The sequence below is a fragment of the Streptomyces sp. NPDC043861 genome, from assembly GCF_056435905.1.
In genome coordinates this window covers 396,887-422,833 of the sequence record NZ_JBWKDP010000005.1, presented here as the reverse complement: position 1 = coordinate 422,833, position 25,947 = coordinate 396,887, and the positions used below count along the sequence as shown (strand labels likewise).

General features: G+C 69.2%; 23 protein-coding genes and 1 riboswitch. Of the genes, 18 read left to right on the top strand and 5 right to left on the bottom strand.

The window, feature by feature from the left end:
- The first annotated feature begins 41 nt into the window (after positions 1–41).
- The 4 genes from ctaC (at position 42) to AC068D_RS15420 (ending at position 4,509) form a co-directional block, all read left to right on the top strand.
- Positions 42–1,013, top strand: coding sequence for an aa3-type cytochrome oxidase subunit II (ctaC, locus tag AC068D_RS15435; protein WP_478823516.1), 972 nt, complete (start codon positions 42–44; stop codon positions 1,011–1,013).
- A complete protein-coding gene (ctaD, locus tag AC068D_RS15430; RefSeq protein ID WP_478823515.1) occupies positions 1,010–2,740 on the top strand; it encodes an aa3-type cytochrome oxidase subunit I in 1,731 nt (576 codons plus the stop codon). Before ctaC ends, ctaD begins: the two co-directional genes overlap by 4 nt.
- Positions 2,737–3,135: a cytochrome c oxidase subunit 4 gene (locus AC068D_RS15425; protein WP_478823514.1), complete on the top strand. Its 399-nt coding sequence runs from the start codon at positions 2,737–2,739 to the stop codon at positions 3,133–3,135. Before ctaD ends, AC068D_RS15425 begins: the two co-directional genes overlap by 4 nt.
- Before the next feature lie 120 nt (positions 3,136–3,255).
- Entirely contained in the window at positions 3,256–4,509 is a 1,254-nt protein-coding gene (locus AC068D_RS15420; RefSeq protein WP_478823513.1) for a L,D-transpeptidase, read from the top strand.
- A gap of 23 nt (positions 4,510–4,532) precedes the next feature.
- Here AC068D_RS15420 and AC068D_RS15415 read toward each other — a convergent pair whose 3' ends face one another.
- Positions 4,533–4,934, bottom strand: a complete 402-nt coding sequence (locus AC068D_RS15415) for a response regulator transcription factor (protein ID WP_478823512.1) — start codon at positions 4,932–4,934, stop codon at positions 4,533–4,535.
- Positions 4,935–5,126: 192 nt separating this feature from the next.
- Between AC068D_RS15415 and ctaE the strand changes: the two genes are divergently transcribed.
- The 6 genes from ctaE to AC068D_RS15385 all read left to right on the top strand — a co-directional run bounded on the left by ctaE (position 5,127) and on the right by AC068D_RS15385 (position 12,446).
- Positions 5,127–5,747 carry an aa3-type cytochrome oxidase subunit III gene (gene ctaE, locus AC068D_RS15410; RefSeq protein ID WP_478823511.1) on the top strand — a complete coding sequence of 207 codons (621 nt, stop codon included), beginning with the start codon at positions 5,127–5,129 and terminating at the stop codon, positions 5,745–5,747.
- 65 nt (positions 5,748–5,812) lie between these two features.
- A complete protein-coding gene (gene qcrC / locus AC068D_RS15405) occupies positions 5,813–6,622 on the top strand; it encodes a cytochrome bc1 complex diheme cytochrome c subunit (protein WP_478823510.1) in 810 nt (269 codons plus the stop codon).
- Positions 6,619–7,671 (top strand): cytochrome bc1 complex Rieske iron-sulfur subunit, encoded by a 1,053-nt coding sequence (gene qcrA / locus AC068D_RS15400; RefSeq protein WP_478823509.1) that lies wholly within the window; start codon positions 6,619–6,621, stop codon positions 7,669–7,671. Before qcrC ends, qcrA begins: the two co-directional genes overlap by 4 nt.
- Positions 7,668–9,293 carry a cytochrome bc1 complex cytochrome b subunit gene (qcrB, locus tag AC068D_RS15395; protein WP_478823508.1) on the top strand — a complete coding sequence of 542 codons (1,626 nt, stop codon included), beginning with the start codon at positions 7,668–7,670 and terminating at the stop codon, positions 9,291–9,293. The genes qcrA and qcrB overlap by 4 nt, the downstream gene beginning before the upstream one ends.
- Positions 9,294–9,446: 153 nt before the next feature.
- Entirely contained in the window at positions 9,447–10,538 is a 1,092-nt protein-coding gene (gene trpD, locus AC068D_RS15390) for an anthranilate phosphoribosyltransferase (RefSeq protein WP_478823507.1), read from the top strand.
- Positions 10,539–10,635: 97 nt separating this feature from the next.
- Positions 10,636–10,753: riboswitch (SAM riboswitch) on the top strand.
- A 202-nt stretch (positions 10,754–10,955) separates the two neighbouring features.
- Positions 10,956–12,446 (top strand): aminotransferase class V-fold PLP-dependent enzyme, encoded by a 1,491-nt coding sequence (locus AC068D_RS15385; protein ID WP_478823506.1) that lies wholly within the window; start codon positions 10,956–10,958, stop codon positions 12,444–12,446.
- Between the two features lie 92 nt (positions 12,447–12,538).
- On the opposite strand, the gene AC068D_RS15380 is transcribed toward AC068D_RS15385, so the two are convergent.
- A complete protein-coding gene (locus AC068D_RS15380) occupies positions 12,539–12,820 on the bottom strand; it encodes an Lrp/AsnC family transcriptional regulator (protein ID WP_478823505.1) in 282 nt (93 codons plus the stop codon).
- Positions 12,817–13,554, bottom strand: a complete 738-nt coding sequence (locus tag AC068D_RS15375; RefSeq protein WP_478823504.1) for a rhomboid family intramembrane serine protease — start codon at positions 13,552–13,554, stop codon at positions 12,817–12,819. Before AC068D_RS15375 ends, AC068D_RS15380 begins: the two co-directional genes overlap by 4 nt.
- 114 nt (positions 13,555–13,668) lie before the next feature.
- Between AC068D_RS15375 and AC068D_RS15370 the strand changes: the two genes are divergently transcribed.
- The 5 genes from AC068D_RS15370 to AC068D_RS15350 all read left to right on the top strand — a co-directional run bounded on the left by AC068D_RS15370 (position 13,669) and on the right by AC068D_RS15350 (position 19,197).
- Positions 13,669–13,911 (top strand): hypothetical protein, encoded by a 243-nt coding sequence (locus AC068D_RS15370; protein WP_478823596.1) that lies wholly within the window; start codon positions 13,669–13,671, stop codon positions 13,909–13,911.
- A gap of 46 nt (positions 13,912–13,957) precedes the next feature.
- Positions 13,958–15,319, top strand: a complete 1,362-nt coding sequence (locus AC068D_RS15365; RefSeq protein WP_478823503.1) for an NYN domain-containing protein — start codon at positions 13,958–13,960, stop codon at positions 15,317–15,319.
- A gap of 332 nt (positions 15,320–15,651) precedes the next feature.
- On the top strand, positions 15,652–16,680 hold the full coding sequence (locus tag AC068D_RS15360; RefSeq protein WP_478823502.1) for a C40 family peptidase: 1,029 nt from the start codon (positions 15,652–15,654) through the stop codon (positions 16,678–16,680).
- Positions 16,681–16,891: 211 nt separating this feature from the next.
- On the top strand, positions 16,892–17,947 hold the full coding sequence (locus AC068D_RS15355) for a C40 family peptidase (RefSeq protein ID WP_478823501.1): 1,056 nt from the start codon (positions 16,892–16,894) through the stop codon (positions 17,945–17,947).
- 23 nt (positions 17,948–17,970) lie between these two features.
- The gene (locus AC068D_RS15350) at positions 17,971–19,197 is read left to right on the top strand and encodes a hypothetical protein (RefSeq protein WP_478823500.1); all 1,227 of its coding nucleotides are present in this window, start codon (positions 17,971–17,973) and stop codon (positions 19,195–19,197) included.
- 15 nt (positions 19,198–19,212) lie between these two features.
- Here the strand turns inward: AC068D_RS15350 and AC068D_RS15345 are convergent, their stop codons facing one another.
- Positions 19,213–19,743, bottom strand: coding sequence for a PadR family transcriptional regulator (locus tag AC068D_RS15345; RefSeq protein ID WP_478823499.1), 531 nt, complete (start codon positions 19,741–19,743; stop codon positions 19,213–19,215).
- A 90-nt stretch (positions 19,744–19,833) separates the two neighbouring features.
- On the opposite strand from AC068D_RS15345, the gene AC068D_RS15340 reads away from it, so the two are divergent.
- The gene (locus AC068D_RS15340; protein ID WP_478823498.1) at positions 19,834–21,159 is read left to right on the top strand and encodes an MATE family efflux transporter; all 1,326 of its coding nucleotides are present in this window, start codon (positions 19,834–19,836) and stop codon (positions 21,157–21,159) included.
- On the opposite strand, the gene AC068D_RS15335 is transcribed toward AC068D_RS15340, so the two are convergent.
- A complete protein-coding gene (locus AC068D_RS15335) occupies positions 21,123–22,346 on the bottom strand; it encodes a glycosyltransferase 87 family protein (RefSeq protein ID WP_478823497.1) in 1,224 nt (407 codons plus the stop codon). The two genes, AC068D_RS15340 and AC068D_RS15335, sit on opposite strands and share 37 nt — an antisense overlap.
- Positions 22,347–22,446: 100 nt before the next feature.
- Between AC068D_RS15335 and AC068D_RS15330 the strand changes: the two genes are divergently transcribed.
- Both AC068D_RS15330 and AC068D_RS15325 read left to right on the top strand, forming a co-directional pair.
- Positions 22,447–23,589 (top strand): glycosyltransferase family 4 protein, encoded by a 1,143-nt coding sequence (locus tag AC068D_RS15330; protein WP_478823496.1) that lies wholly within the window; start codon positions 22,447–22,449, stop codon positions 23,587–23,589.
- 625 nt (positions 23,590–24,214) lie between these two features.
- Positions 24,215–25,849, top strand: a complete 1,635-nt coding sequence (locus AC068D_RS15325; protein WP_478823495.1) for a GMC oxidoreductase — start codon at positions 24,215–24,217, stop codon at positions 25,847–25,849.
- Positions 25,850–25,947 lie beyond the last annotated feature (98 nt).

Genomic DNA, 25,947 nt, shown 5'->3' with positions numbered 1-25,947 from the left:
CGCAGCCGGCCGCGCGGGCGAGACTCTCGGGAAGGCGCTACGTGAGTCCCAACGGCTCCGACCGCTCGTCGCGGCGCCCGATGCGGCGGAAGCTGCCGCAGGTGCTGACTGCGGGCTTGATCGTGGCAACCGCCACTGGTTGCTCCCCCACTTGGAGGGACTTCCCCCGCCTTGGAATGCCCACCCCCGTCACGGAGGAGGCTCCCAGGATCCTCTCCCTCTGGCAGGGATCCTGGGCGGCCGCCCTCGCCGTGGGCGTGCTGGTATGGGGTCTGATCCTGTGGAGTGTCATCTTCCACCGGCGCAGCCGGACCAAGGTCGAGGTTCCCCCGCAGACCCGGTACAACATGCCCATCGAGGCGCTGTACACCGTGGTCCCGCTCATCATCGTCTCGGTGCTCTTCTACTTCACCGCGCGTGATGAGTCGAAGCTCCTCAGCCTCTCCGCCAAGCCGGCCCACACCATCAATGTGGTCGGCTACCAGTGGAGCTGGGGCTTCAACTACGTCGAGGACGTGGACCGCAACGCCGGTACCGGCGAGGCGAAGGCCGACAAGAACCTGAAGGCCGTTCCGGACAAGTACACGAAGGACTTCCCCGCCGGTGCCGAAGGCGTCTACGACGCCGGTATCCCCGGTGACCGGAACCCGCAGACCGGCAACCCCGGTCCGACCCTGTGGCTGCCGAAGGGTGAAAAGGTCCGCTTCGTGCTGACCTCCCGTGACGTCATCCACTCGTTCTGGGTCGTCCCCTTCCTGTTCAAGCAGGACGTCATCCCCGGTCACACCAATGTCTTCGAGGTGACGCCGTCTCAGGAGGGCACCTTCATGGGCAAGTGTGCGGAGCTCTGCGGTGTCGACCACTCCCGGATGCTCTTCAACGTCAAGGTCGTCTCCCCGGAGCGCTACCAGCAGCACCTGAAGGAGCTGGCCGAGAAGGGGCAGACCGGCTTCATCCCGTCGGGCATCGAGCAGTCTGACCCGGCCCGGAATGCGGAGAAGAACCAACTGTGAGCATCCTCAACGAATCCCAGGGTGCCGCCGCGGCCGACGACTCGTACGAGAACGAGCTCCCGGTCCGGCGCAGGCAGCCCGGCAATGTGGTGGTGAAGTGGCTGACCACCACCGACCACAAGACCATCGGTACGCTCTACCTGGTCACGTCGTTCGTCTTCTTCTGCATCGGCGGCCTCCTGGCGCTCTTCATGCGCGCCGAACTGGCCCGTCCGGGCACGCAGATCATGTCGAACGAGCAGTTCAACCAGGCGTTCACGATGCACGGCACGATCATGCTGCTGATGTTCGCGACGCCGCTGTTCGCCGGATTCGCCAACTGGATCATGCCGCTGCAGATCGGCGCGCCCGACGTGGCGTTCCCGCGGCTGAACATGTTCGCGTACTGGCTGTACCTCTTCGGCTCGATCATCGCGGTGGCCGGCTTCCTCACCCCGCAGGGTGCGGCAGACTTCGGCTGGTTCGCCTACTCGCCGCTGTCGGACGCGGTCCGCTCGCCGGGTGTCGGCGCCGACATGTGGATCATGGGTCTGGCCTTCTCCGGCTTCGGCACGATCCTCGGTTCGGTCAACTTCATCACCACGATCATCTGCATGCGCGCCCCGGGCATGACGATGTTCCGCATGCCGATCTTCACCTGGAACGTTCTGCTGACCGGTGTGCTGGTCCTGCTCGCCTTCCCGGTGCTGGCTGCTGCCCTGTTCGCCCTGGAGGCGGACCGGAAGTTCGGCGCCCACATCTTCGACTCGGCCAACGGCGGCGCGTTGCTGTGGCAACACCTCTTCTGGTTCTTCGGCCATCCAGAGGTGTACATCATCGCCCTGCCGTTCTTCGGAATCGTCTCGGAGATCATTCCGGTCTTCAGCCGCAAGCCGATGTTCGGTTACATCGGCCTGGTGGCCGCGACCATCTCGATCGCCGGTCTGTCCGTGACCGTGTGGGCCCACCACATGTATGTCACCGGCGGAGTGCTGCTGCCGTTCTTCTCCTTCATGACCTTCCTGATTGCGGTACCGACCGGTGTGAAGTTCTTCAACTGGATCGGCACCATGTGGAAGGGGTCGCTGTCCTTCGAGACACCGATGCTCTGGACCATCGGCTTCCTGATCACCTTCACCTTCGGTGGTCTGACCGGTGTCATCCTGGCCTCGCCCCCGATGGACTTCCACGTCTCCGACTCGTACTTCGTCGTCGCGCACTTCCACTACGTCGTCTTCGGCACCGTGGTCTTTGCGATGTTCGCCGGATTCCACTTCTGGTGGCCGAAGTTCACCGGCAAGATGCTGGACGAGCGGCTCGGCAAGATGACCTTCTGGACGCTGTTCATCGGCTTCCACGGCACGTTCCTCGTCCAGCACTGGCTGGGTGCCGAGGGCATGCCGCGTCGCTACGCGGACTACCTGGCCGCCGACGGCTTCACCGCGCTGAACACCATCTCGACCATCAGCTCGTTCCTGCTGGGCCTGTCGATCCTGCCGTTCTTCTACAACGTCTGGAAGACCGCCAAGTACGGCAAGAAGATCGAGGTCGACGACCCGTGGGGCTACGGACGTTCGCTCGAATGGGCGACTTCCTGCCCGCCGCCGCGGCACAACTTCCTCACCCTGCCGCGGATCCGCTCCGAATCCCCGGCCTTCGATCTGCACCACCCGGAGATCGCGGCTCTCGACCAGCTCGACCACGCCGGTCACGGTGCCATCACCGCTGACAAGGAGGCCGGCAAGTGAAGATCCAAGGCAGGATGTTCATCTGGCTGAGCGTCTTCATCCTCGCCATGGCCATCGTCTACGGCGTGTGGTCGAAGGAGCCGGCCGGTACGACGGCGCTCTTCCTGGCCTTCGGCCTGAGCATCATGATCGGCTACTACCTGGCCTTCACGGCCAGGCGTGTCGACGCCATGGCCCAGGACAACAAGGAGGCCGATGTCGCGGACGAGGCCGGTGAGGTCGGCTTCTTCTCGCCGCACAGCTGGCAGCCGCTGTCGCTGGCCATCGGCGGTGCCCTCGCCTTCCTCGCGATCGCGATCGGCTGGTGGCTGCTCTACTTCTCGGCTCCGCTGATCCTGGTGGGCATCTGGGGCTGGGTCTTCGAGTACTACCGCGGAGAGAACCAGAACCAGTAGCTCCCGAGCTGCTCCGCACTGCGCAGGGGCCCGGACACTCACCCGAACGGGTGGTGTCCGGGCCCCTCGTTTGCAGTCGTCCGGCGCGCCGTCGACGGCTGTTCTTCTTAGCGTGTGGTCATGAACGACATATCGCGCATGCCCGCCATAGCCGGCGGCACCGTGCTGGTCCTCACCCTGGGGGTGGGCATGACCGCGTGCGGCGGACCGGACAGCCACCCGCTGGCGGCGAGGCCCTACGACGCGGCTCGGCAGGTCGCTCTCAACGCTCCCTCCGGAAACGCCAAGGCGGACCCGGAGAAGGCCGTGGAAGTCACCGCCAAGGGCAAGGACGGCCGAATAACCGATGTCACCGCCACCGACACGGCCGGCCGTCATCTGGCGGGTGAACTCTCGGCGGACGGCAGCAGATGGCGCTCCACGGGCCCTCTCGCGGCCGGCACGCGCTACACCGTCAAGGTGGCCACGGAGGACAGGAACGGCGCCCCGGGAGCCCGTACCCAGACCTTCGAGACGGCGCCCGCCAAGAACCTCCTCAAGCTCGAACTGGGCCCGAAGCCCGGCACCTACGGAGTCGGTCAGCCCATAACGGTCCAGCTCAGCGCCCCGGTGAAGGGCAAGGAGGCCAGGAGCGCCGTCGAGCGCTCACTGAGCGTCCGCTCCACGCCCGCGGTGGACGGTGCCTGGCACTGGGTGGACGACAAGCAGCTGCACTACCGCCCGAAGGAGTACTGGCCTGCGGGCGCCACCGTGCGGGTGCGCAGCAATCTGGCGGGCATCAGGATGGGCGACAAGCTGTACGCAGGCGCCGTGAAGCCGCTCGATCTGACCATAGGGGACCGAATAGAGGCGATAACCGACGCGAGCACGCACCAGATGACGGTCCTGCGCAACGGAGAAGTGATCAACACCATCCCGGTGACCACCGGCAAACCGGGCTTCTCCACCCGCAACGGCATCAAGGTGGTCCTCGGCAAGGAGTACTTCGTCCGGATGCGCGGCACCAGCATCGGGATTCCCGAGGGCACCTCCGACTCCTACGACCTGCCCGTCTACTACGCGACGCGGGTCACCTGGAGTGGTGAATACGTCCACGCCGCGCCCTGGTCCGTCGGCTCCCAGGGGTACGCCAACGTCAGCCACGGATGCACCGGGATGTCCATGAGCAACGCGGCCTGGTTCTTCAATGCCGTCCGCGAGGGCGACATAGTGAAGGTCGTCAACAGCCTGGGCAACACCATGGAATCGTTCGGCAACGGCTTCGGTGACTGGAACCTTCCATGGGAGAAGTGGCGGGTCGGCAGCGCCCTTCTGGAGGGGACCCGGGACGGGAGCGGTCCCGCCGACGCGGCCCGCCTCCAGCCCCGGTTCTGAACCGGTGCCAGGCAGCCGGTCTCTCAGTGATTCGCGCCGAGCCTCGTACGCAGCAGCGCCGCGAGCGCCTCCGCGAACTCCACCGGCTCGACCGGGAGGGTCACCGCGGCGTCGGCGCGGCTCCAGGTGGCCAGCCAGGCGTCCTGTGGACGCCCCATGAGCACCAGCACCGGCGGGCAGTGGAAGATCTCGTCCTTGATCTGCCTGCAGACGCCCATGCCGCCCGCCGGCACCGCCTCGCCGTCCAGTACGCAGACGTCGACGCCGCCCTTGTCCAGCTGCGACAGAACGGCGGGGAGGGTTGCGCACTCGATGAACTCGACCGGCGGAACATCGGCGGCCGGGCGGCGGCCCGTGGCGAGCCGCACCTGTTCGCGTGTGCGGGCGTTGTCGCTGTACACCAGCACCGTGGCGGTCGACTGCATTGTTCCTCCGGTTCGTCGGGGAGATCGTCGAGGAGAACGCGGCGTGCTACCGATGCGCGGGATGCTACCCCTCCCGGTGGCTCGTCAGCACCGCAAACGACAGGCTTTCGATGGGCCGTTCGGGCAGGACACGGGCCACTGACACACCGAACGGCACCCCCCGGAGTGAGGGCTGGATAAGCGACCGACATAATGTCGGTCGTGGCGACAGCAACGACAGTAGAAACCGGGCACGCGCACCCGTCGGTCAATCGGCCGAACCTCACCAGCGTCGGAACCATCATCTGGCTGAGTTCCGAGCTGATGTTCTTCGCGGCCCTCTTCGCGATGTACTTCACCCTGCGATCGGTGATGGGTGCCGAATACTGGGAAGAGCAGGCCTCGGCCCTGAACTTCCCGTTCTCGGCCACCAACACCACGATCCTGGTGCTCTCCTCCCTCACCTGCCAGCTGGGCGTCTTCGCCGCAGAGCGCGGTGATGTGAAGAAGCTCCGCACGTGGTTCGTGATCACGTTCGTGATGGGTGCGATCTTCATCGGCGGCCAGGTGTTCGAGTACACCGAGCTGGTCAAGCACGAGGGCCTCTCGCTCTCGTCCGACCCGTACGGCTCGGTCTTCTACCTGACCACCGGCTTCCACGGTCTGCACGTGACGGGCGGTCTGATCGCCTTCCTGCTGGTTCTCGGCAGGACGTACGCGGCCAAGAGGTTCACCCACGAGCAGGCAACCGCCGCCATCGTCGTGTCCTACTACTGGCACTTCGTCGATGTCGTCTGGATCGGCCTCTTCGCCACGATCTACATGATCAAGTAGCCGGGTCCGTACCCGCACCCATTCCAGAAGCATCGACGCAGAAGATCCTGACACCGGGGTAATCCGTGAAAAAGCTCTCCGCACGACGACGCCATCCGCTGGCGGCAGTCGTCGTCCTACTCCTCGCGCTGGCGGCCACTGGGGGGCTGTACGCCGCGTTCGCGCCTGCGGACAAGGCGCAGGCCGACGAAACCGCCCAGTCCCTCGCCATCGAGGAGGGGAAGAAGCTCTACACCGTCGGCTGCGCAAGCTGCCACGGAAACGGCGGTCAGGGCACCTCTGACGGCCCATCCCTGGTCGGCGTCGGTTCCGCCGCGGTGGACTTCCAGGTCGGCACCGGCCGTATGCCCGCGCAGCAGCCGGGCGCCCAGGTGCCGAAGAAGAAGGCCATCTACACCCAGGCCGAGATCGACCTGCTCTCCGCCTATGTCGCCTCCCTCGGAGCCGGCCCGGTCACGCCGACCGAGAAGCAGTACAGCCCGGACGGCGCCGACATCGCCAACGGCGGCGACCTGTTCCGCACCAACTGCGCCCAGTGCCACAACTTCACCGGTGAGGGCGGTGCGCTGACGAACGGCAAGTACGCGCCGAACCTCGAAGGCGTGAGCCCGAAGCACATCTACGAGGCCATGCAGACCGGCCCGCAGAACATGCCCTCCTTCGGCGACGGCATCATGCCGGACAAGGAGAAGCGGGACATCATCGCGTACATCCAGACCGTCAACAGCGGTGAGACGGAGGACCCGGGCGGCCTGAGCCTGGGCAGCCTCGGTCCGGTCACCGAAGGTCTGTTCGCCTGGATCTTCGGTCTGGGCTCCCTGATCGCAGTCGCCATCTGGGTCGCGGCCCACACCGCTAAGGCCAAGAAGTCATGAGTAGCCAAGACATGCCAGAAGAGTCCCTGCCTGCTGAGCAGGAGCACGAGCGCGGAGCGGTAGCCGTCAAGGAGGATCCGCTCGCGGACCCCGGGCTGCCGCCGCACAAGCCGCGCATCCAGGACATCGACGAGCGGGCCGCCAGGCGGTCCGAGCGCACCGTCGCCATGCTGTTCACGCTCTCGATGCTCGCCACTGTCGGCTTCATCGCGTCGTACGTGATCTTCCCGGTGAACCAGATCGTCTACATCTGGCCGATCGGTCACATCAGCGCGCTGAACTTCGCGCTCGGCATGACGCTCGGCATCGCGCTGTTCTGCATCGGCGCGGGTGCGGTCCACTGGGCCCGCACCCTGATGTCCGACGTGGAGATCGCCGACGAGCGTCACCCGATCGCCGCCGAGCCCGAGGTCAGGGCCAAGGTCATGGCCGACTTCGCGGCGGGTGCGGAGGAGTCCGGCTTCGGCCGGCGCAAGCTGATCCGCAACACGATGTTCGGTGCGATGGCCATGGTGCCGCTCTCCGGCGTGATGCTGCTGCGCGACCTGGGCCCGCTGCCCGAGGAGAAGCTGCGCAAGACGCTGTGGTCCAAGGGCAAGCTGCTCATCAACATGAACACGCATGAGCCGCTCCGCCCCGAGGACATCGCCGTCGGTTCGCTGAGCTTCGCCATGCCCGACGGGCTGAGCGAGCACGACCACAACTTCCAGACGCAGATCGCCAAGGCCGCCCTGATGATCGTCCGCATCCAGCCGGACGAGATCAAGGACAAGCAAGAGCTCGAGTGGTCGGTCGACGGCATCGTGGCCTACTCGAAGATCTGCACCCATGTGGGATGCCCGATCTCGCTGTACGAGCAGCAGACGCACCACGTGCTCTGCCCGTGCCACCAGTCCACCTTCGACCTCTCCGACGGCGCCCGCGTCATCTTCGGCCCGGCCGGTCACCCGCTTCCGCAGCTGCGGATCGGCGTGAATGACGAGGGCTTCCTCGAGGCGCTCGGCGACTTCGAAGAGCCCGTCGGTCCTGCCTTCTGGGAGCGCGGATGAGTACTGCAACTGACGCCAAGCGCAAGGCACCCGCAGGTGAGCGGGTCGCCGACTGGGCTGACGGCCGGCTCGGGATCTTCTCCCTGGCCAAGAGCAACATGCGCAAGATCTTCCCGGACCACTGGTCCTTCATGCTGGGTGAGGTCGCGCTCTACAGCTTCATCATCATCATCCTCACGGGTGTGTACCTGACGCTGTTCTTCCACCCGTCCATGAACGAGGTGGAGTACCACGGCACGTACGTGCCGATGCAGGGTGTCCTGATGTCGGAGGCGTACGCCTCGACGCTGGACATCAGCTTCGACGTCCGCGGTGGTCTGCTCATCCGGCAGATCCACCACTGGGCGGCGCTGATCTTCCTCGCGGCGATGTTCGTGCACATGATGCGCGTCTTCTTCACGGGCGCCTTCCGCAAGCCGCGCGAGATCAACTGGCTGTTCGGCTTCCTGCTGTTCGTCCTGGGCATGTTCACCGGTTTCACCGGCTACTCGCTCCCGGACGACCTGCTCTCCGGCACCGGTGTTCGCTTCACCCAGGGCGCGATCCTGTCCGTGCCGGTCGTCGGCACGTACATCTCGATGTTCCTGTTCGGCGGCGAGTTCCCCGGCGGCGACTTCGTCGCCCGGTTCTACTCGATCCACATCCTGCTGCTGCCGGGCATCATGCTCGGCCTGCTGGTGGCGCACCTGATCCTGGTCTTCTACCACAAGCACACGCAGTTCGCGGGTCCCGGACGTACCAACAAGAACGTCGTCGGCATGCCGCTGCTGCCGGTCTACATGGCCAAGGCCGGAGGCTTCTTCTTCCTGGTCTTCGGTGTGATCGCGATCATCGCCGCCATCGCGCAGATCAACCCGATCTGGGCCATGGGGCCGTACCGTCCGGACCAGGTGTCCACCGGCGCCCAGCCCGACTGGTACATGGGCTTCGCCGAGGGTCTGATCCGCTTCATGCCGGGCTGGGAGATCAACCTCTGGGGCCACACCCTGGTCCTGGGCGTGTTCATCCCGCTGGTGCTGTTCCCGCTGGTGCTCGGTCTGATCGCGGTCTACCCGTTCTTCGAGTCCTGGCTCACCGGCGACAAGCGCGAGCACCACATCGCGGACCGGCCGCGCAACGCGCCGACCCGTACCGCTTTCGGTGTGGCCTGGGTGACCGCGTACATGGTCATGCTGATCGGTGGTGGAAACGACCTCTGGGCGACCCACTTCAACCTGTCGATCAACGCGATCACCTGGTTCGTCCGGATCTTCTTCATCGCCGGACCGGTCATCGCCTTCATCGTCACCAAGCGGATCTGCCTGGGTCTGCAGCGGCGCGACCGCGACAAGGTGCTGCACGGACGCGAGTCCGGCATCATCAAGCGGCTGCCGCACGGTGAGTTCGTCGAGATCCACGAGCCGCTGTCGCCGGGCGACCGGTTCAAGCTCACGGCGCACGAGCAGTACGAGCCGGTCGAGATCGGCCCGACGGTCGACGAGAACGGCGTCGAGCGCAAGGTCAAGCTCTCGGAGAAGGTCCGTTCGAAGCTGAGCAAGGGCTACTTCGGGGACGGGAACCAGATTCCCAAGGCCACTGCTGAGGAGTACAAGGAGATCACCAGCGGCCACGGCCACCACTGATCCCACCCACTGATCCCAGCTGTCGCCACAGCTGGGGGAACCCCCGGCCGTTGCCGGGAAAGAGCCCCGTCCATTCGCTGGACGGGGCTCTTTGCCGTACCCGGGGGTGGATAGGGTGGAGGCATTCCCATACGGACGGACCCAGGAGCGGCTATGAGCGCTGTGACTCCCGCAGAGGGGGGTATCCCCGGCGGAGCAAGGGGGAGTACTACCGCGGCGGGCCGTTCCTGGCCCGAGGTGCTGGACTCCCTCCTTTACGGCCGCGACCAGAGCGCGGATGCCACGGCATGGGCCATGGACCGGATCCTGCGCGGTGAGGCCACCAATGCGCAGATCGCCGGGTTCGCCGTCGCCCTGCGGGCCAAGGGCGAGACCGTCGAGGAGATCGCCGGTCTGGTGCGGACCATGTACGAGCACGCCCGGGTGATCGACGTTCCGGGGCCCAGCGTCGACATCGTGGGCACCGGCGGCGACGGTGCCAAGACCGTCAACATCTCGACGATGTCCGCGATCGTCGTGGCCGGCGCCGGTGCGAAGGTGGTCAAGCACGGCAACCGGGCCGCGTCCAGCGCGAGCGGCGCCTCGGACGTCCTGGAGAAGCTCGGCGTCAATCTGGAGCTGACGCCCGAGCGGGTGGCGGAGGTCGCCGAGGAAGCGGGAATCACCTTCTGCTTCGCGGTGAAGTTCCACCCCGCCCTGCGGCATGTGGCGGCGGCACGCAAGGAACTCGGAATCCGTACGACCTTCAACTTCCTGGGTCCGCTCACCAACCCTGCCCGGGTGAAGGCCCAGGCCACGGGGGTCGCCGATGCCCGGATGGCGCCGATCATGGCCGGGGTGCTGGCCGAGCGCGGATCCAGCGCACTGGTCTTCCGCGGTGACGACGGGCTGGACGAGCTCACGACGACCGCGACCTCCCGGGTCTGGGTCGTGCGGGACGGCTCGGTGCGCGAGGAGGCCTTCGACCCCCGGGACGTGGGCATCGAAACGGTGCCGGTGGAGGCCCTGCGCGGCGCGGACGCCTCGTACAACGCGGATGTCGCCCGACGGCTGCTGGCCGGCGAGACCGGCCCGGTCCGGGACGCCGTCCTGCTGAACTCGGCGGCCGCGCTGACCGCCCTCGACCCCGGCGCCGGCACTCTGGTGGAGCAGCTGCGGGCAGGCATGGCGCGGGCCGCCGAGTCCATCGACTCCGGCGCGGCGAGGCAGGCACTGGAGCGGTGGGTGGCGGCCAGCAACCGCTGACGGCCGGAACAACGCCCACGGGTGGTGACGCAAGGCGCAGTCCAGATTGCGGACTGCGCCTTGCGCGTTACCGGTCGTATGGCAGGATGCTTTCCAAGGTCATGAGTGACAGCGATTACGGCCCCGGCCCGCTGTCCGGCAACCCTCCGTCCGTGGCGGGGTGCCCCGGGTGAAGACCAGGCCGTGGGCAGCGAGGTCCGTGGCAAGCGCGGACCCCTTGCAACCCCTGGGGTCCAGGTCCTCAAGGGAGCAGTTCTCGTGAGCAAGCGAATGCGCTAGGGCCCCTCGGCCCCTCTTCCCACACCTCCGTGCGGCGCCGCCGCGCGTTGAGGGCAACACCCGTATGCCGAGCGGCAGTTGTGCCGCCGCGCGGGTTCTTCACAGCCAATTCGCCTTTGTCTGCCGGGAGATGCTGCCATGTCCGCACGCCTGAACACCGCCACGACCGTCACCGCCCCCATCTCGGCCGGAACGGCGGACGAGACCGCCGCCACCGCCACCGCCACCGCCACCGCCACGGCCGTCGGCGCCGCCGATACCGACCCCTGCTGTGAGGCTCCGCTGCCGGTGCTCGGCCGCGATGTCACCGTCCCGCTCGTGACCGGCGGCGAGGTCACCTACGCCGCCCTCGACTACGCGGCGAGCGCACCCGCCCTGCAGCGGGTGTGGGACGACGTGGCCGCCTACGCCCCGTACTACGGCAGCGTGCATCGCGGCGCCGGCTATCTCTCGCAGCTGTCCACGGACCTGTTCGAGAACAGCCGGGTGACGGTCCATGAGTTCCTCGACTGCCGGGACGACGACCAGGTCGTCTTCACCCGTTCGACGACGGACTCGCTGAATCTGCTCGCCGCCGCCCTCCCGGCCGGCTGCCAGGTCTTCGTCTTCGAGACCGAGCACCACGCCTCGCTGCTGCCGTGGAAGGACGCCGACGTCACCTACCTGGACGCGCCGCGCACCCCGGGGGAGGCGGTGCGGACCCTGGAGCGGGCGCTCGCCGGCCGTGCCCCTTCCTCCGGTTCGTCGAACGGGCAGGACCCCCTCTGCCCCGCGCTGGTCTGCGTCACCGGTGCGTCCAATGTGACCGGTGAGCTGTGGCCGGTACGGGAACTCGCGGCCGCAGCGCACGCCCATGGCGCACGGATCGTGCTGGACGCCGCCCAACTCGCGCCGCACCACCCCGTCTCCGTGCGCGACCTCGACGTCGACTGGGTCGCCTTCTCCGGGCACAAGCTGTACGCGCCGTTCGGCTCCGGTGTGCTCGCCGGTCGCGCGGACTGGCTGCAGGAGGCGGAGCCGTACCTCGCGGGCGGTGGCGCCTCGCGCAGGGTCACGCGGCGCTCCGACGGCGGCGTGGACGTCGACTGGCACACCACCGCGGCCCGCCACGAGGCCGGTTCGCCGAACGTCATCGGCGTCCACTCGATCGCCTCGGCCTGCAGGGCGCTGACGGAGGCCGGGTTCGGCACGCTCGTCGAGCGCGAGCAGCACCTCGTCGCGAAGGTCCGCGCAGGGCTCGCCGAGGTCCCGGAGGTCAGGGTGCTTTCGCTGTTCGGCGACGCGGCCCCCCGCGTCGGTGTCATTTCCTTCGTGGTGGAGGGCTGGAACAGCTCGCACTTCGCCGCCGCGCTCTCGGCCGAGTACGGCATCGGTGTGCGGGACGGGCTCTTCTGCGCCCACCCCCTGGTGCGCACGCTGCTCGGCAGCGACCCGCAGGAGGTGGGGGAGTGCGGTGCGCCGGAGGCCGAGCCCGGCGAGAGGTCCCTCAATGCGATCCGGGTCAGCTTCGGGGCCGGTACTCCGGACGAGCACATCGACCGGTTCGTACGGGCCGTGAAGGAACTGGTGCGCGACGGCGCGAAGTGGAACTACCGCACCGAGGACGGCAGGTGTGTGCCCGCGGTCTGAGCCGGACGACGGTGTGCGGGTCCCGTGCGGGAGAGAGCCCGGGACTCCACCGGCGGACGCCGGACGTGCTCGCCGCGCGTCCGGCCGAGGTGCTACGCGTCGAGACCGATCGCGAACGCCGCCTCGAGGTCGTGCTGGGAGTAGGTACGGAACGCCACATGCGTGTCCGTCCCCTCGACACCCGGGATCTTGCTGATACGCCCCGGGATGACGTCCGCGAGATCGTCGTGCTTGGCGACCCGGACCATCGCGATGAGGTCGTACGTACCGGTGACCGAGAAGACCTCGCTGACGCTGTCCAGCGAGGCGATCGACTCGGCGATCTCCGGGATGCGGTCCACGCTGGTCTTGATGAGCACGATCGCGGTGATCACGGCTGGTTGTCTCCCTCGGTGGCCGTGGCTTGGGCCTTCACTCTAGCTCCCTGCCGGAAGCGGCCCCATGCGTAGAGGAAGCCGACCACGAAGCCCACCAGATGCGCCAGATAGGCCACACCCGGTCCCGACGACGTGCTCTGCGCCTCCGCCAGCCACTGCAGGACGAACCAGAAGATCAGCACGATCCACGCGGGGAACCGCAGGGGCAGGAAGAAGAGGAAGGGGAAGAGGCTCGTCACCCGTGCTCGCGGGAAGAGGCAGAGGAAGGCACCGAGCACCCCCGAGATCGCCCCGGAACCCCCCACCAGGGTCTGTGCGGACTCCGCGTTCGCCGCGGCGTAGGCGAGGAGCGCCAGATATCCGCAGCCGATGTAGAACAGCGCGAACTGCAGATGCCCCATCCGCTCCTCCGCCATCGCGCCGAAGACATAGAGGAACAGCATGTTGCCCAGCAGGTGAAGCCAGCTGCCGTGCACGAACAGCGCGGTCAGGGGGGTGAGCAGCGCACGCGGGGAGCTGCGCATCAGTTCGCTCGGGATGACGCCCCAGCGCTCGAAGTAGGTGGTCGTCGTGACCAGCAGGGTGTCGCCCGTGCCGTACGAGGGGTTGAGTCCGGAGACCGGACCGGTGACGAACACCAGACAGCACAGGCCGATGACTCCGTAGGTCACTGCGGGGCCGTTCGCCGCGCCCCGGACCGTGCCTCTGACCGCCGTCCACCACTCGATCATGTCCAGAGCATGGCGTACCGGGACCGATGGGGAAGGACCGCCTCGCCGTGTCATGGCATGCCCCCGAGGTCGTAGGGTTACGGGCAGTACGCGCGACGAGACGAGGACGGCATGATGACGACGGTCCCCACACCGACTGCCACCACCCGGTGGCGATGCACGCTCTGCGGTAATCTCACCCGCTTCGATGTGACCCGTTCGTCCAAGGTCGTCGAGTATGTCCATCTGGACCTCGCGGGAGAGCCCACGGTGGAGGAGCGCGAGGTGCTCAGTGAGACCATCGAGTCGGTCCGCTGCCGCTGGTGCAACGCGGTGGACCAGATCGAACTGGTGGACAGGCCGGGCGCCGACTCCTGAACCGGAGCCGCCCGGGACGACAAGGAAACAGTAGGGGTGACGGATCGTGGAGCAGCCTGACAGCGGCGCCGGACCGGCCGGTGCGGCCGGTGGCGCGGCCGAGGCGCTCGACCGCCCGCTTCCCGAAGGCGTACGGCGGAGGGTCGTCGCCCTGGTGTCCGACGCGTTCGGTGGGCTGACCGTCAGCGACCTGCCCGCCCAGTTGCGGCAGTACGCCAGGTTCACTCCTACGCGTCGCGCCAAGTTCGCGGGCAACGCCATGGCGTCCGCCCTCGAGGGCGATCCGGTGTTCCGGCAGCGCATCGGCGAACGGCTGCGCGAGTCGCAGCCGGAGCTGGCGGAGGCGCTGGAGTCCGGGGCGCCGCCCCCGGCCGCCGATCCCGTCGACGTGGCGGCGGCCGCCTATGTGCTGCGCCCGGCCGGCTGGGTGAAGCTGGTGGCCGCCGCGGGCGAGGAGGCGCAGCGTGCGGACGCCGAGCGCGCCGACGAGGAGTCCCGGCGTGAGTTGGAGCGGCTGCGCGAGGAGAACGACCGGCTCAGGACGCAGATCCGGACCGAGACCGAGCGGCTGCGCACCGAGCTGGACGCCGCCCGCAAGGAAGCCGAATCGCTTCATCGCAAGCTGCGCAGTGCCCAGAGCGATGTGAAGCGCGGTGAGGCCGCACTGCGCCGCACCACGGCCGAGGCCGAGGCGGCCAGGGCGGAGGCACAGGCCCAGGTCTCCGCGGCCGAGAGCGAGGCCCGCCGGCTCAAGGCCCGGCTCGGCGAGGCCGAGTCGGTCGTCGAGGCGAGCCGCAGGGCTGCCCGCGAAGGCCGTTCGATCGAGGACATGCGGTTGCGGCTGCTGCTGGACACCCTGCTGGACGCGTCCCAGGGGCTGCGCCGGGAACTGGCCCTGCCACCGGCTTCGCTCCATCCCGCCGACACCGTCGACGCGGTCGAGCCGGGTCGTATGACGCCGAAGGACATCGCGGCGCGGGCGCTCTCGGAGACCGATCCCGCGCTCCTCGACCAGTTGCTCTCGCTGCCCCAGGTTCATCTCCTCGTGGACGGCTACAACGTCACCAAGACCGGCTATCCGACGATGCCGCTCGAGAAGCAGCGGCTGCGGCTGCTCGGCGGTCTCGCCATGCTGGCCGCCCAGACGGGGGCCGAGATCACCTGTGTCTTCGACGGGGCCGAACTTGCCGCTCCCGTGCTGCTCGCGCCGCCGCGCGGGGTGCGCGTGCTGTTCTCCAAGCCGGGTGTGACCGCGGACGAACTCATCCGGCAGCTGGTACGGGCCGAGCCGCCCGGCCGCCCGGTCGTCGTGGTCTCCACCGACCGTGAAGTCGCCGACGGTGTTGCGAAGGCGGGCGCCAGGCCGGTCGCGTCCACCATGCTGCTGAAGCGGCTTTCGCGCGTCTAAGGCGATTGGACCGGCTCGTAACTAGTGCGAGCAATGCCCGATTTCACGGAACGTACCGTCAAGTGGCCACTACTACGTGTGTGATGACTGTAAAAAATGTGCTGCGAGCGACAGTTTTTTCTGATGAGGATTTGAAGTGATCACGGGCAGGTCACTAGGGTCAGGCCTCGAACCTTCGCACGGTTGATCATCCATCCGGGATGGCAGCGAAGAAACCGCCGTTTTCGTGCAGTTCAGCCCAATTTTTGCGGGGGAGCTGAACAGTGCGCGGAGCCGGGGAATCAACCCCCCACTGCCCGGTAGGCGGCTCGAGGAAGAAGGAGCTCGCCTTCGTGGCGTCCCACCGTCGACCCAAGCAGCCGAGCCGCGCCCGTGTGTCCGTGCTCACCGCGACCGCCGCCGCGGCCGTCGCCCTGACCTCCCAGGCCGCCCAGGCCGCCCCGGCGAAGCCGAGCAAGGACGAGGTCAAGGCGAAGGTCGACGCGCTCTACCACGAGGCGGAGAAGGCCACCGAGGAGTACAACGGGGCCAAGGAGCTGCAGACCAAGCTGCAGAAGCAGGTCGACGGGATCCAGGACAAGGTCGCCCGCGGCCAGGACGAGGTCAACGCCCTGCGCGACAGCCTGGGTTCGGTCGCCAGCGCCCAGTACCGCTCCGGCGGTATCGACCCCGCCGTCCAGCTCTTCCTCTCCTCCGACCCGGACACCTACCTCGACAAGGCGTCCGCGATCGACCAGCTCGGGGCCAAGCAGACCGGGGCCCTGGAGAACATCCAGTCGAAGCAGCGCGTTCTGGCCCAGCAGCGTGCCGAGGCGGCGAAGAAGCTCGCCGATCTCGAGGACGTCCGCAAGACGCTGGGCGAGAAGAAGAAGACCTTCCAGGGCAAGCTCGCCGACGCGCAGAAGCTCCTCAACACCCTGACCGCCGCAGAGCGGGCGAAGCTCCAGCAGGAGGAGCAGCGCGCCAGCCGTGCCGCCGGTGAGCGCGTGGACCTCGGCAACGAGGTGCCGGCCTCGCAGCGCGGTGCCGCCGCACTCAACGCCGCCGCCACCCAGCTCGGGAAGCCCTACATGTCCGGCGCCGAAGGCCCCCACTCGTACGACTGCTCGGGTCTGACGCAGTGGTCCTACCGTCAGGCGGGTGTGAGCATCACGCGCACCACCTACACCCAGCAGAACGACGGTGTGAAGATCGGCCGCAGCCAGCTCAAGCCGGGCGACCTGGTCTTCTTCAACAGCCTTTCCCATGTCGGTCTTTACGCGGGCAACAACCAGATCCTGCACGCCCCGAAGCCGGGTGCGGTGGTCCGCTACGAGTCGATGGACTACATGGGTACGTTCCAGTTCGGGGTCCGTATCTGAATCCCGGTCCAAAGGACACCCCGCGGCGCCCAATCGGGCGAATTGCGGGATCCGTGGCTGACGGCACGCCCCGCCGGTGACCTCGCGGTCTCCGGCGGGGCGTCACTGTTCCCGCCCGGTACGGCTTTTGGCCGCCCCGTGTTCACACGGTTACTCTCTGCGGCGCATGGCTGACAGGCCATCGTGTCCAGCGGAAGGGAGTGCGGCTCCTGTGGCGTCCCATCGCCGACCCACCCCGTCATCGGGGTTCTCCGGTTTCCACCGAGGTGCCCGGGGCACCTTCCTGTCGGCCGCGGCGGCCACCGCGGCCGCTGCGCTCGGAGCGGCACCGGTCGGAGCCGCTCCGAACGACGACCCCGGCAGCCCCGGGACCACGCGCGCGGACGTCGACCGGCTGTACGAAGAGGCCGAGAAGGCCACGGAGCGGTACAACGAGGCCGACGAGCGTGCCGACCGGCTGCGTGCGGAGGTCACCGCCGTGAGGGACAGCGCGGCGCGCGGCCAGGAGCGCATCAACCGCATGCGGGAATCGCTCGGTTCGGTGGCCGGAGCCCAGTACCGCTCGGGCGGCATCGATCCTGCCCTGGCGCTGCTGCTGTCCGGCACCCCGGACACCTACCTCGAGCGGGCCGCCGTACTCGACCGGCTCAGCGACCGCCAGGCGCTGGCGTTGCGCGACCTGCAGCGTGCCCAGCACGGTCTGGGGCAGGAACGTGCGGAGGCCTCGCGCAAGCTGGGCGAGCTGGAGCTCGCCCGGTCCGCCGTCGCCCGCCACAAGCGCACCGTCGAGCGGAAGCTGGCAGCGGCGCGGCGCCTGCTGAGTGCGCTGCCCTCCGCCGAGCGCGATGCCTTCGGCCGGGCCTCCCGCTCGGGTCGTGGCCTTCCGGTGCCCGACCTCTCCACGGGTCCCGGTCCGGCGTCGTCGCGGGCAGCAGCCGCGGTCATGGCGGCGAGGAGTGCGGTCGGACGTCCGTACATCTGGGGTGCCAACGGCCCCAGCGGCTTCGACTGCTCCGGGCTCACCCAGTGGTCCTACGCACAGGCGGGCGTCGGGCTGCCGCGCACCTCCCAGGCGCAGCGGTACGCGGGACGGCAGGTGTCCCTGTCCGAGGCCAGGCCGGGAGACCTGGTGACCTATCGGTCCGACGCCAGTCATGTCGCGATGTATGTCGGCAACGGGCAGGTGGTGCATGCGCCCTACCCCGGGGCCTCGGTGCGCTACGACCCCGTGCGGATGATGCCGATCGCCTCCGTGACGCGCCCCTGACGAAGGGCCGTACGATCGGCAGGGTGGCTGGTCAGGGGTTTCATGAGCGCGGGACGACACGGCGGCGGGCGTTGGCGCTCGTCGCCGCCGGGCTGCTCCTGGCGGGCGGCGGCTGCGCCGAGCCCGTTTCACCCGACACGGCGACCCGGGCCATCCAGCGCACGCTGGACGGCAGGGCGGCCGCGGTGCTGGGTCATGACGAGGCGGGCTATCTGGCCGCCCTCGACGGGAAGCTGCGCCCGGCGGGCCGCGAGGAGTTCGCGAACCTCGCGGATGTGCCGCTGAGGTCGTGGGAGTACCGGCTGACCGATGTGCGCCGTTCCGATGACCGGGCCAGGGCCGAGGCCCAGCTGCGCTACCGGCTCGACGGCTACGACAGCGCGCCGGTGACCACCGAACGCACCCTTGAACTGGTCGAACGTGATGGCCGCTGGTACGTCGTCGACGACCGGCCCGGCCGCGGCGCGGCCCAGCAGCTCTGGCAGCAGGGCGACGTCGACGTCGTACGCGGCAGCCGCAGCCTGGTCCTCGGAGTGGGTCAGGGCCGGGCGCGGCTCAGGGAGATCGCGGCGGACGCCGACCGCGCCGTGCCCGCGGTCTCGGCCGCCTGGCCGGCGAAGTGGGCGGGGCGCGTGGTGGTCCTGGTGCCGGGCTCTCTCGAGGCGATGGGCAGGCTGCTGGGCGAGCCGTCCGCGGGGTACCGGGGAATCGCGGCGGTGACCACGGGCGAGACCGGTGGGAACGCTGCGGCGCCGGCGGACCGGGTGATCGTGAACCCCGAGGCGTACGGGGTGCTGGGCGAGCTCGGCCGCCGCATCGTGCTCACCCATGAGACCGCTCATGTCGCCACCCGGGCGCACACCTCGCAGGCGACCCCGATGTGGCTCTCCGAAGGCTTCGCCGACTGGGCCGCCTACCGCACCGCCGGACGCACGGCTGCCGAGACAGCCCCCGAACTGCGGCGATCGGTGCGCGCCGGTGATGTGCCGGCCGGGCTCCCGACCGACGACGCCTTCCGCTTCGGCACCGACGCGGATGCCCTCGGCCGCGCCTACGAAGGCGGCTGGCTGGCGTGCGAGCTGATCGCCGAGCGCTGGGGGCCCGCGGCCCTGACCGACCTCTATCGCGCAGCCGGCGCGGCGAAGAACCGCGAGGACGGGCTGGAGCAGGCGATGCGCGATGTCCTGCACACCTCACCCGAGGCCTTCACGGCGGACTGGCGGGAGTACGTGCGGGCCAGGCTGGCCTGAGCCGGGCGGGCGCAGTCAGCCGGTGCCGGTCAGCTCCCTGATCGCCTCCGCCAGCCAGCGCTTCTCCTCCGTGCCCGTCGCGCGGGCGATGCGCAGCATTCCCCGGCGGAACGGGTCGTCCGCGTCCTCCGCCCGTACCGGCGCGCCGTCTCGGTAGAAGAAGCTCGCAGGGGTCTCCAGGAAGGTCTGGCGGCGACGGAGAACGGCCGCCTGCTCATGGGGGTCGGGGAGCAGGCGCAGGAACGCGAGAAGCGTGAAGAAGCGCTGGCCGTCGGTGATCTCGGCGTCCTTGGGGTTCCGGAGGTGCTCGAGGAGGCCGGCGCGGCCCTTGTCGGTGAGGGAGAGGATGCGGCGCGGTGCGCCGCCCGTGCCGGGCTCGGTGTGTTCCGCGAGCTTGCCCGCCTTCAGCAGACGGGCGATGGCCGGGTAGAGCGCACCGTCGCTCACCGGGCGGACATGGCCGCTCAGGGCCCGGATGCGTTCCTTCAGCTCGTACCCGTGCAGGGGCTGTTCGGCGAGGAAACCCAGGATCGTCAGCTCGAGCACTCGTGCTCCTCACGGTTGTCGGACGGTGTGCCGCCATGCTACCTCTATTCGCTATACCTCGAATCGAGGTGCAGCAATGGAGAGGCTCCCATGAGGCATCGGAAACGGATCGTCGCGCTGGCCTGCCCCGTCTACTTCGAGCTGCTCGCCGGCGTCACGGCCGGGATCATCAACACGGTCTGGGTGGCCGGGATCTCGGGCACGGCCGTCGCCGCCGTCGCGGTCGCCACCCACGTCGAGAACCTGCTCCTCGGAGTGGCGCTCATGGCGGGTTCCGGAACCACGGTGCTCGTCGCCCGCGCCCGGGGCGCCAAGGACCCCGGGGCGGTCCGCGCCGCGGTCCGCGGCGGCCTGCTGCTGTGTGCGCTGGCCGTCCCGCCCGTCGTGATCGGCGGGTATGCCCTGCGAGAACCTCTCGCCCGGCTACTGCTCGGTGGTGACGGCGCGGCTGCCGGGCTCGCCGCCGGCTACTTCGCGATCTCGCTCCCCGGCACGGCCTTCCTCTTCATGACGAACGTCGTGGACGGCATCCTCAAGGGCGCCGGTGACACCCGCACCCCCATGCGCCTCGCCTTCCTCGCCAATGCCCTGATCCTGGTCCTCGACCCGCTGCTGATCGACCGGTACGGCGTCCAGGGCGCAGCCGTCGCCACGGTTGCCGGCCGTTCGGCCGCTCTTGCCGCCGGGCTTCTCGCCCTGCGTCGCAACCCGGTCCTGCGGGCCGCCCGGGGCGCACGGCCCGCCCGGCGGCTTCCCGCCGCGCTCGCCGCGACCGTCCGCACCGGGTTGCCCATCTCCGCCGACTTCGTCGTCCGGATGGCGAGCGCGCTCGCGCTCGTCGCGGTCGTCGCGCGCCTGGGCGTGGCCGAGGTCGCGGCGTACGGCATCGCCACCAAGGCCATGTACGTCGTGACGATGGCCTTCTACGCGGTGCGCCAGGCGTCCTCGATCCACACCGCCCGGCTGCTCGGCGCCGGGCGGGACGAGAGGCGGGCCGTGGGGCGTGAGGCGCTGTTCGTCTCCGGGGCGCTGGGGCTGGTCGCCGCGCTCCTTCTGGCGGCCGTTGCCCCGTGGGTGATGCGGGCATTCGGCGCGGGTTCCGGGGTGGTGACGGACGCCGGAGTGCTGTTCCTTCGCTGTGTCGGCCCCTACCTCGTGCTCCTCGGTTGCTTCATCGCGCTCGGCGGGGTCTTCGAGGGCGGAGGCGGAGCCTCCCGGACCCTGCGCATCACGACGGCCGGATCGCTCCTCCAGCTGCCCCTCGCCCATGGGCTGTCCGCCCTCGGGCTCACGGGTGTCTGCCTCGCGATGGCCCTGGCCATGGTGGTGCAGTGCGCGGCACTCGCCCGACTGTTCCGGCGCACCGCCCCCGTGCCCGCTCATGAACCGAGCAGCTCCCTGTCGCCCACCGGCTGAACCGGACGCTCGCGGCGCCGTGGACCGGACACCGTTGCCGTCCACAGCCGTCGGCAGGCGAGCAGGGACGCCGCCACCAGCAGTCCGTTGCGCAGCGCGAGCAGTGCGATGCCCAGCGGATGGCTCGTGACCACGTACGAGAACCAGACCGGAAACTCCAGGAAGGTGACGCCGGTGGCGGTCAGCACCAGGCAACCCGGCGCCGCCATCCGGCTCGACCGGAACACGAGACAGACCGCGGCGAGACCGACCAGCCAGATCATGTACTGCGGGCTGATCACCCGGCTGGTCGTCGTGAACAGCAGCACGGCCGTGAAGGCGGCGTCCGGCGCGGTGCTCGCCGTGAACTCCGTGGCCCGCAGCCGCCACCACAGCAGCCAGCCCAGCGCGAGCACGGTCAGCGCCATCGCGGCAGCGCTGACCAGTGGGACGTACGGACCCAGGAACTCCACCGATCCGTAGTTCAGGAGCACCTGCCCGTCCCACCCCGCGTGCCGCCCGACATGGAAGACGAGTGCACCCAGTGACTCGACCTCCGTGCCGCGGTCCCGCTGGGAGGTGAGAAACCCCAGGGCTCCCGGCATCGCCGCGGTGAAGAGCAGCAGCAGCCCGCCGACCGTGACGAGCGCGGTGGAACAGGCCTGCCTTCCCCGCAGCCCTGCCAGCAGCAGTACCGGCCACACCTTCAGCAGCGCGCCGAAGCCGGCCAGTGTGCCCGCGAGGCCGGGTCGGCGCGCCGCGGCCAGCAGGGCCGCCACCGCGACCGCCGTCACCATCAGGTCGTAACGGGCATAGGCGGTCGGCCCGAGCAGCGGCACCCCCGCGATCCAGGTCCACGCCCCCTTCAACGACTTCCCGGGCCGCCTGCCCGCGTACAGCAGAAGTCCGAAAACCGTCGCATCACAGACCAGTGAGAGCACGAAGAAGGCCGTGACGTAACCGAGGAACGGGAGGACGGCGGGCGAGAGGATCGCGAGCGCGGCAGCCGGCGGGTACTGCCAGGTGACGTCGTCCATCGGGTACGTGCCGGTCCTCAGCACTTCGTACCAGCCCTGGTAGATCACCGAGACATCGCTGGTCACATCGGGGCCGCGGACGTGGAGGACCTTCAGGACGCAGAGCAGCAGGACGGTCCTGGTGAGCATCCACACCACGAAGGAGAGGGCTGGACCGGCCGCGCTCTTCATGTCCACCTCGTATGCTTTTGCTCCGTTCCGGCCTGACATGATGCCCGGCGAGGTGCGCACTGGCGAAGAGGCGTGGCCGCCATTGGTACTGTCGGCCGCGATGGACAAGACCCTCATCGTGACCAACGATTTTCCGCCACGTCCCGGTGGCATCCAGGCGTTCCTGCACAACATGGCACTGCGTCTGGACCCCGGGCGGTTCGTCGTCTATGCCTCTACCTGGAAGGGCGGCAGGGAAGGCGTCAATGCGACGGCGAGGTTCGACGCCGAGCAGCCGTTCACGGTGGTCAGGGACCGTACGGCCATGCTGCTGCCGACCCCGCGCGTCACCCGGCGGGCCGCGGGTCTGCTGCGGGAGCACGGCTGTACGTCGGTGTGGTTCGGGGCCGCCGCACCGCTCGGCCTGATGGCGCCCGCGCTGCGCAGGGCGGGCGCCCGGCGGCTCGTCGCCACGACGCACGGCCACGAGGCGGGCTGGGCTCAGCTGCCCGTGGCCCGGCAGCTGCTGCACAGGATCGGCGAGGGCACGGACACCGTCACCTATCTCGGCGAGTACACGCGCTCGCGCATCGCCGCCGCGATGACGCCCGAGGCGGCCGGCAGGATGGTGCAGCTGCCGCCGGGCGTCGACGAGAAGGTCTTCCATCCGGGCTCGGGCGGCGAGGCCGTACGGGAGAGTCTCGGGCTCACCGACCGCCCGGTGGTCGTCTGTGTCTCCCGGCTCGTGCCGCGCAAGGGCCAGGACACGCTGATCCTCGCCATGCCGTCGATTCTGGCGAAGGTGCCGGACGCCGTGCTCCTGATCGTCGGCGGCGGGCCGTACGAGAGCGAACTGCGGTCGCTCGCGCGGTCGACGGGCGTGGCCGCCTCCGTGCGCTTCACGGGTTCCGTCCCCTGGGGGGAACTGCCCGCGCACTACGGTGCCGGTGATGTCTTCGCGATGCCGTGCCGTACACGGCGCGGAGGACTGGATGTCGAGGGGCTCGGCATCGTCTATCTCGAGGCGTCGGCGACCGGCCTCCCGGTCGTGGCTGGCGACTCGGGCGGGGCGCCGGACGCCGTCCTCGACGGAGAGACGGGCTGGGTGGTCCGCGGCGGCGCCCCGGAGGATTCGGCGGAGCGCATCGTGACGCTCCTCCAGGATCCGGAGCTGCGCCGACGGATGGGCGAGCGCGGCCGCGAGTGGGTGGAGGAGAAATGGCGCTGGGACCTCCTCGCGGACAGGCTCAGGACCCTGCTCTAGCGCGGTGACCGCAGGTTCACCGGCCTCGCGGCGCCCCTGCTCGCGGCGCCCCTGCTCGCGTCGCCCCTGCTTGCGGCGCCTCGTCGCTCGGCGGAGCAGTCCGGGTGCTCCCCTGGGGGCCGCGCCCGGGAAGTGCCCTCGTCCGTGGTGAGGGCCGTCTGCCCCGGTCGCCGGCCGGCCGGGTGGGGGCACCCCCGGCGGACCCGGAGGGAGCGCCCCGACCGCCCGGTGTCCTTCCCTCCCGGTCCTGGCGGGCCCGGGGAGGCCCGGTGCTCCTGACACCACGGGCTTCCCCGTGAACCGTCCGGCCTCAGCGCCGGCCGTTCGGCGCGTCGGGTCGGTCCGTCCGGCAGCGTCCGGGGCGGCGGTGGCGGCGCCCCGTGGTCCGGGTTCGGACGTGGACGACCGTCACGGTCCGTCCGCAGTCCACGGACGGCCCCCGGCCCGCCGTGCGCTGCGGAACACCCCCGGCCCCTCCGTCCCGTGGGCATCGCACGGGCGGGCCCATCCCGTATGCCTCGGAACGCCCCCGCACGCGCCTGGCGCAAACGGCACTCTTGCGGTCCACGAAAAAAGCTCTGCACGGCAGATAGGCGGAACCGAATAATCCGCCCATGCTGCGCGCATGACACCAAATCTGACGCGCCGTCACCTCCTTGGTCTCGGCGCCCTCCAGACCGCCGCAGCGCTCGGCCTGACCCGTATCACGGTCGCCCCGGCCCGGGCGGCGGCCCGGTCCGCGGAAGCGGCCGACCCGTACAGCCCGGCTCTCGTCATCGGCTCCGGTTACGGCGCCGCCGTCACCGCCCTACGCCTCGGTGAGGCCGGAATCCGCACCCTCGTCCTCGAGATGGGCCGTCTGTGGGACACCCCAGGACCCGACGGAAAGGTCTTCTGCACCACCAGCACCCCTGATCAGCGCTCCATGTGGTTCCGCACCCGCACCGAGGCGCCGCTCGCGCAGTTCCTCTGGCTCGACGTCGTCAACAAGAACATCAGCCCCTACCCCGGCGTCCTCGACCGCGTCCACTTCGACAACATGTCCGTGTACGTGGGGCGTGGCGTGGGGGGCGGATCGCTCGTGAACGGCGGTATGGCGGTCACCCCGCAGCGCGCGTACTTCTCCGAGATGCTCCCGGGCGTCGACGCGTCCGAGATGTACGAGACCTACTTCCCGCGGGCCCGCGGGATGCTGGGCGTCAACACCGTCAATCCGGCCTGGTTCGAGGCGACCGAGTGGTACCGCTTCAGTCGCATCTCGAGGAAGCACGCCGCCAAAGCCGGGCTGAAGACCACCTTCGTACCCAATGTGTACGACTTCGGGTACATGGAACGCGAAGCCGCCGGCCAGGCCACCAGGTCCGCCCTCGCGGGAGAGGTCATCTACGGCAACAACCACGGCAAGCGCAGCCTCGATCGGACCTATCTCGCCGCCGCGCTCGGCACCGGCAACGTCACCGTCGAGACCCTGCACCGGGCCCGTGCGATCCGCAGACAGCCCGACGGCACATATGTCGTCACCGCCGACCGGATCGATCAGACCGGCAAGGTCGTCGCCACTCGTGAAATCGGCTGTGACCGTCTCTTCCTCGGCGCCGGCAGTCTCGGCACCACCGAACTCCTGCTGCGTGCCCGTGAGTCGGGCGCACTGCCCGATGTCAGCGCCGATGTCGGCACGGGCTGGGGCACCAACGGCAATGTCATGACCGCCCGCGCCAACCACCTGTGGGACACCGTCGGCGCCAACCAGGCGACCATGCCCGTCATGGGCATCGACGACTGGAACAACACGGCCAACCCGGTCTTCGCGGAGATCGCCCCGCTGCCCATGGGTTTCGAGCACTGGATCAGCCTCTATCTGGCGATCACCAAGAACCCGGAGCGTGGCACGTTCACCTACGACCGTGCGACGGACTCGGCACGCCTCAACTGGACGCGCGCACAGAGCAGGCCGTCGGTCGACGCGGCCAAGAGCCTCTTCGACCGCATCAACAGGGCCAACGTCACGATCTACCGCTACGACCTCTTCGGCGGCAACAGGACCTTCGCCGACGACTTCACGTACCACCCGCTCGGCGGTTGTGTCCTCGGCAGGGCCACCGACAACTACGGCCGGGTCAGAGGCGCACCGGGCGTCTACGTCACCGATGGAGCCCTCGTCCCGGGCTCCATCGGTGTCAATCCGTTCGTCACCATCACCGCGCTCGCCGAGCGCAACATCGAACGCATCCTCGCCGAGGACTACGACCGGGCGGCCTGACCGACCCGTCGGCCTGACCCACCCGGGCGGCCCGGGCGCTCCGGTGCCTGGGGCCTCTCGTTCGGATCTTGCCGGGCTCGTGTGCCCCGGCACGCACC

Excerpts from the sequence above, each read along its gene's own strand:
- AC068D_RS15330 (WP_478823496.1), top strand. The coding sequence starts at position 22,447 with ATGGACAAGACCCTCATCGTGACCAACGATTTTCCGCCACGTCCCGGT.
- AC068D_RS15325 (WP_478823495.1), top strand. The coding sequence starts at position 24,215 with ATGACACCAAATCTGACGCGCCGTCACCTCCTTGGTCTCGGCGCCCTC.
- AC068D_RS15415 (WP_478823512.1), bottom strand. The coding sequence starts at position 4,934 with ATGCAGTCGACCGCCACGGTGCTGGTGTACAGCGACAACGCCCGCACA.
- qcrA (WP_478823509.1), top strand. The coding sequence starts at position 6,619 with ATGAGTAGCCAAGACATGCCAGAAGAGTCCCTGCCTGCTGAGCAGGAG.
- AC068D_RS15385 (WP_478823506.1), top strand. The coding sequence starts at position 10,956 with ATGTCCGCACGCCTGAACACCGCCACGACCGTCACCGCCCCCATCTCG.
- AC068D_RS15370 (WP_478823596.1), top strand. The coding sequence starts at position 13,669 with ATGACGACGGTCCCCACACCGACTGCCACCACCCGGTGGCGATGCACG.
- AC068D_RS15335 (WP_478823497.1), bottom strand. The coding sequence starts at position 22,346 with ATGAAGAGCGCGGCCGGTCCAGCCCTCTCCTTCGTGGTGTGGATGCTC.
- AC068D_RS15420 (WP_478823513.1), top strand. The coding sequence starts at position 3,256 with ATGAACGACATATCGCGCATGCCCGCCATAGCCGGCGGCACCGTGCTG.
- trpD (WP_478823507.1), top strand. The coding sequence starts at position 9,447 with ATGAGCGCTGTGACTCCCGCAGAGGGGGGTATCCCCGGCGGAGCAAGG.
- AC068D_RS15375 (WP_478823504.1), bottom strand. The coding sequence starts at position 13,554 with ATGATCGAGTGGTGGACGGCGGTCAGAGGCACGGTCCGGGGCGCGGCG.
- ctaE (WP_478823511.1), top strand. The coding sequence starts at position 5,127 with ATGTCGGTCGTGGCGACAGCAACGACAGTAGAAACCGGGCACGCGCAC.
- qcrB (WP_478823508.1), top strand. The coding sequence starts at position 7,668 with ATGAGTACTGCAACTGACGCCAAGCGCAAGGCACCCGCAGGTGAGCGG.
- AC068D_RS15340 (WP_478823498.1), top strand. The coding sequence starts at position 19,834 with ATGAGGCATCGGAAACGGATCGTCGCGCTGGCCTGCCCCGTCTACTTC.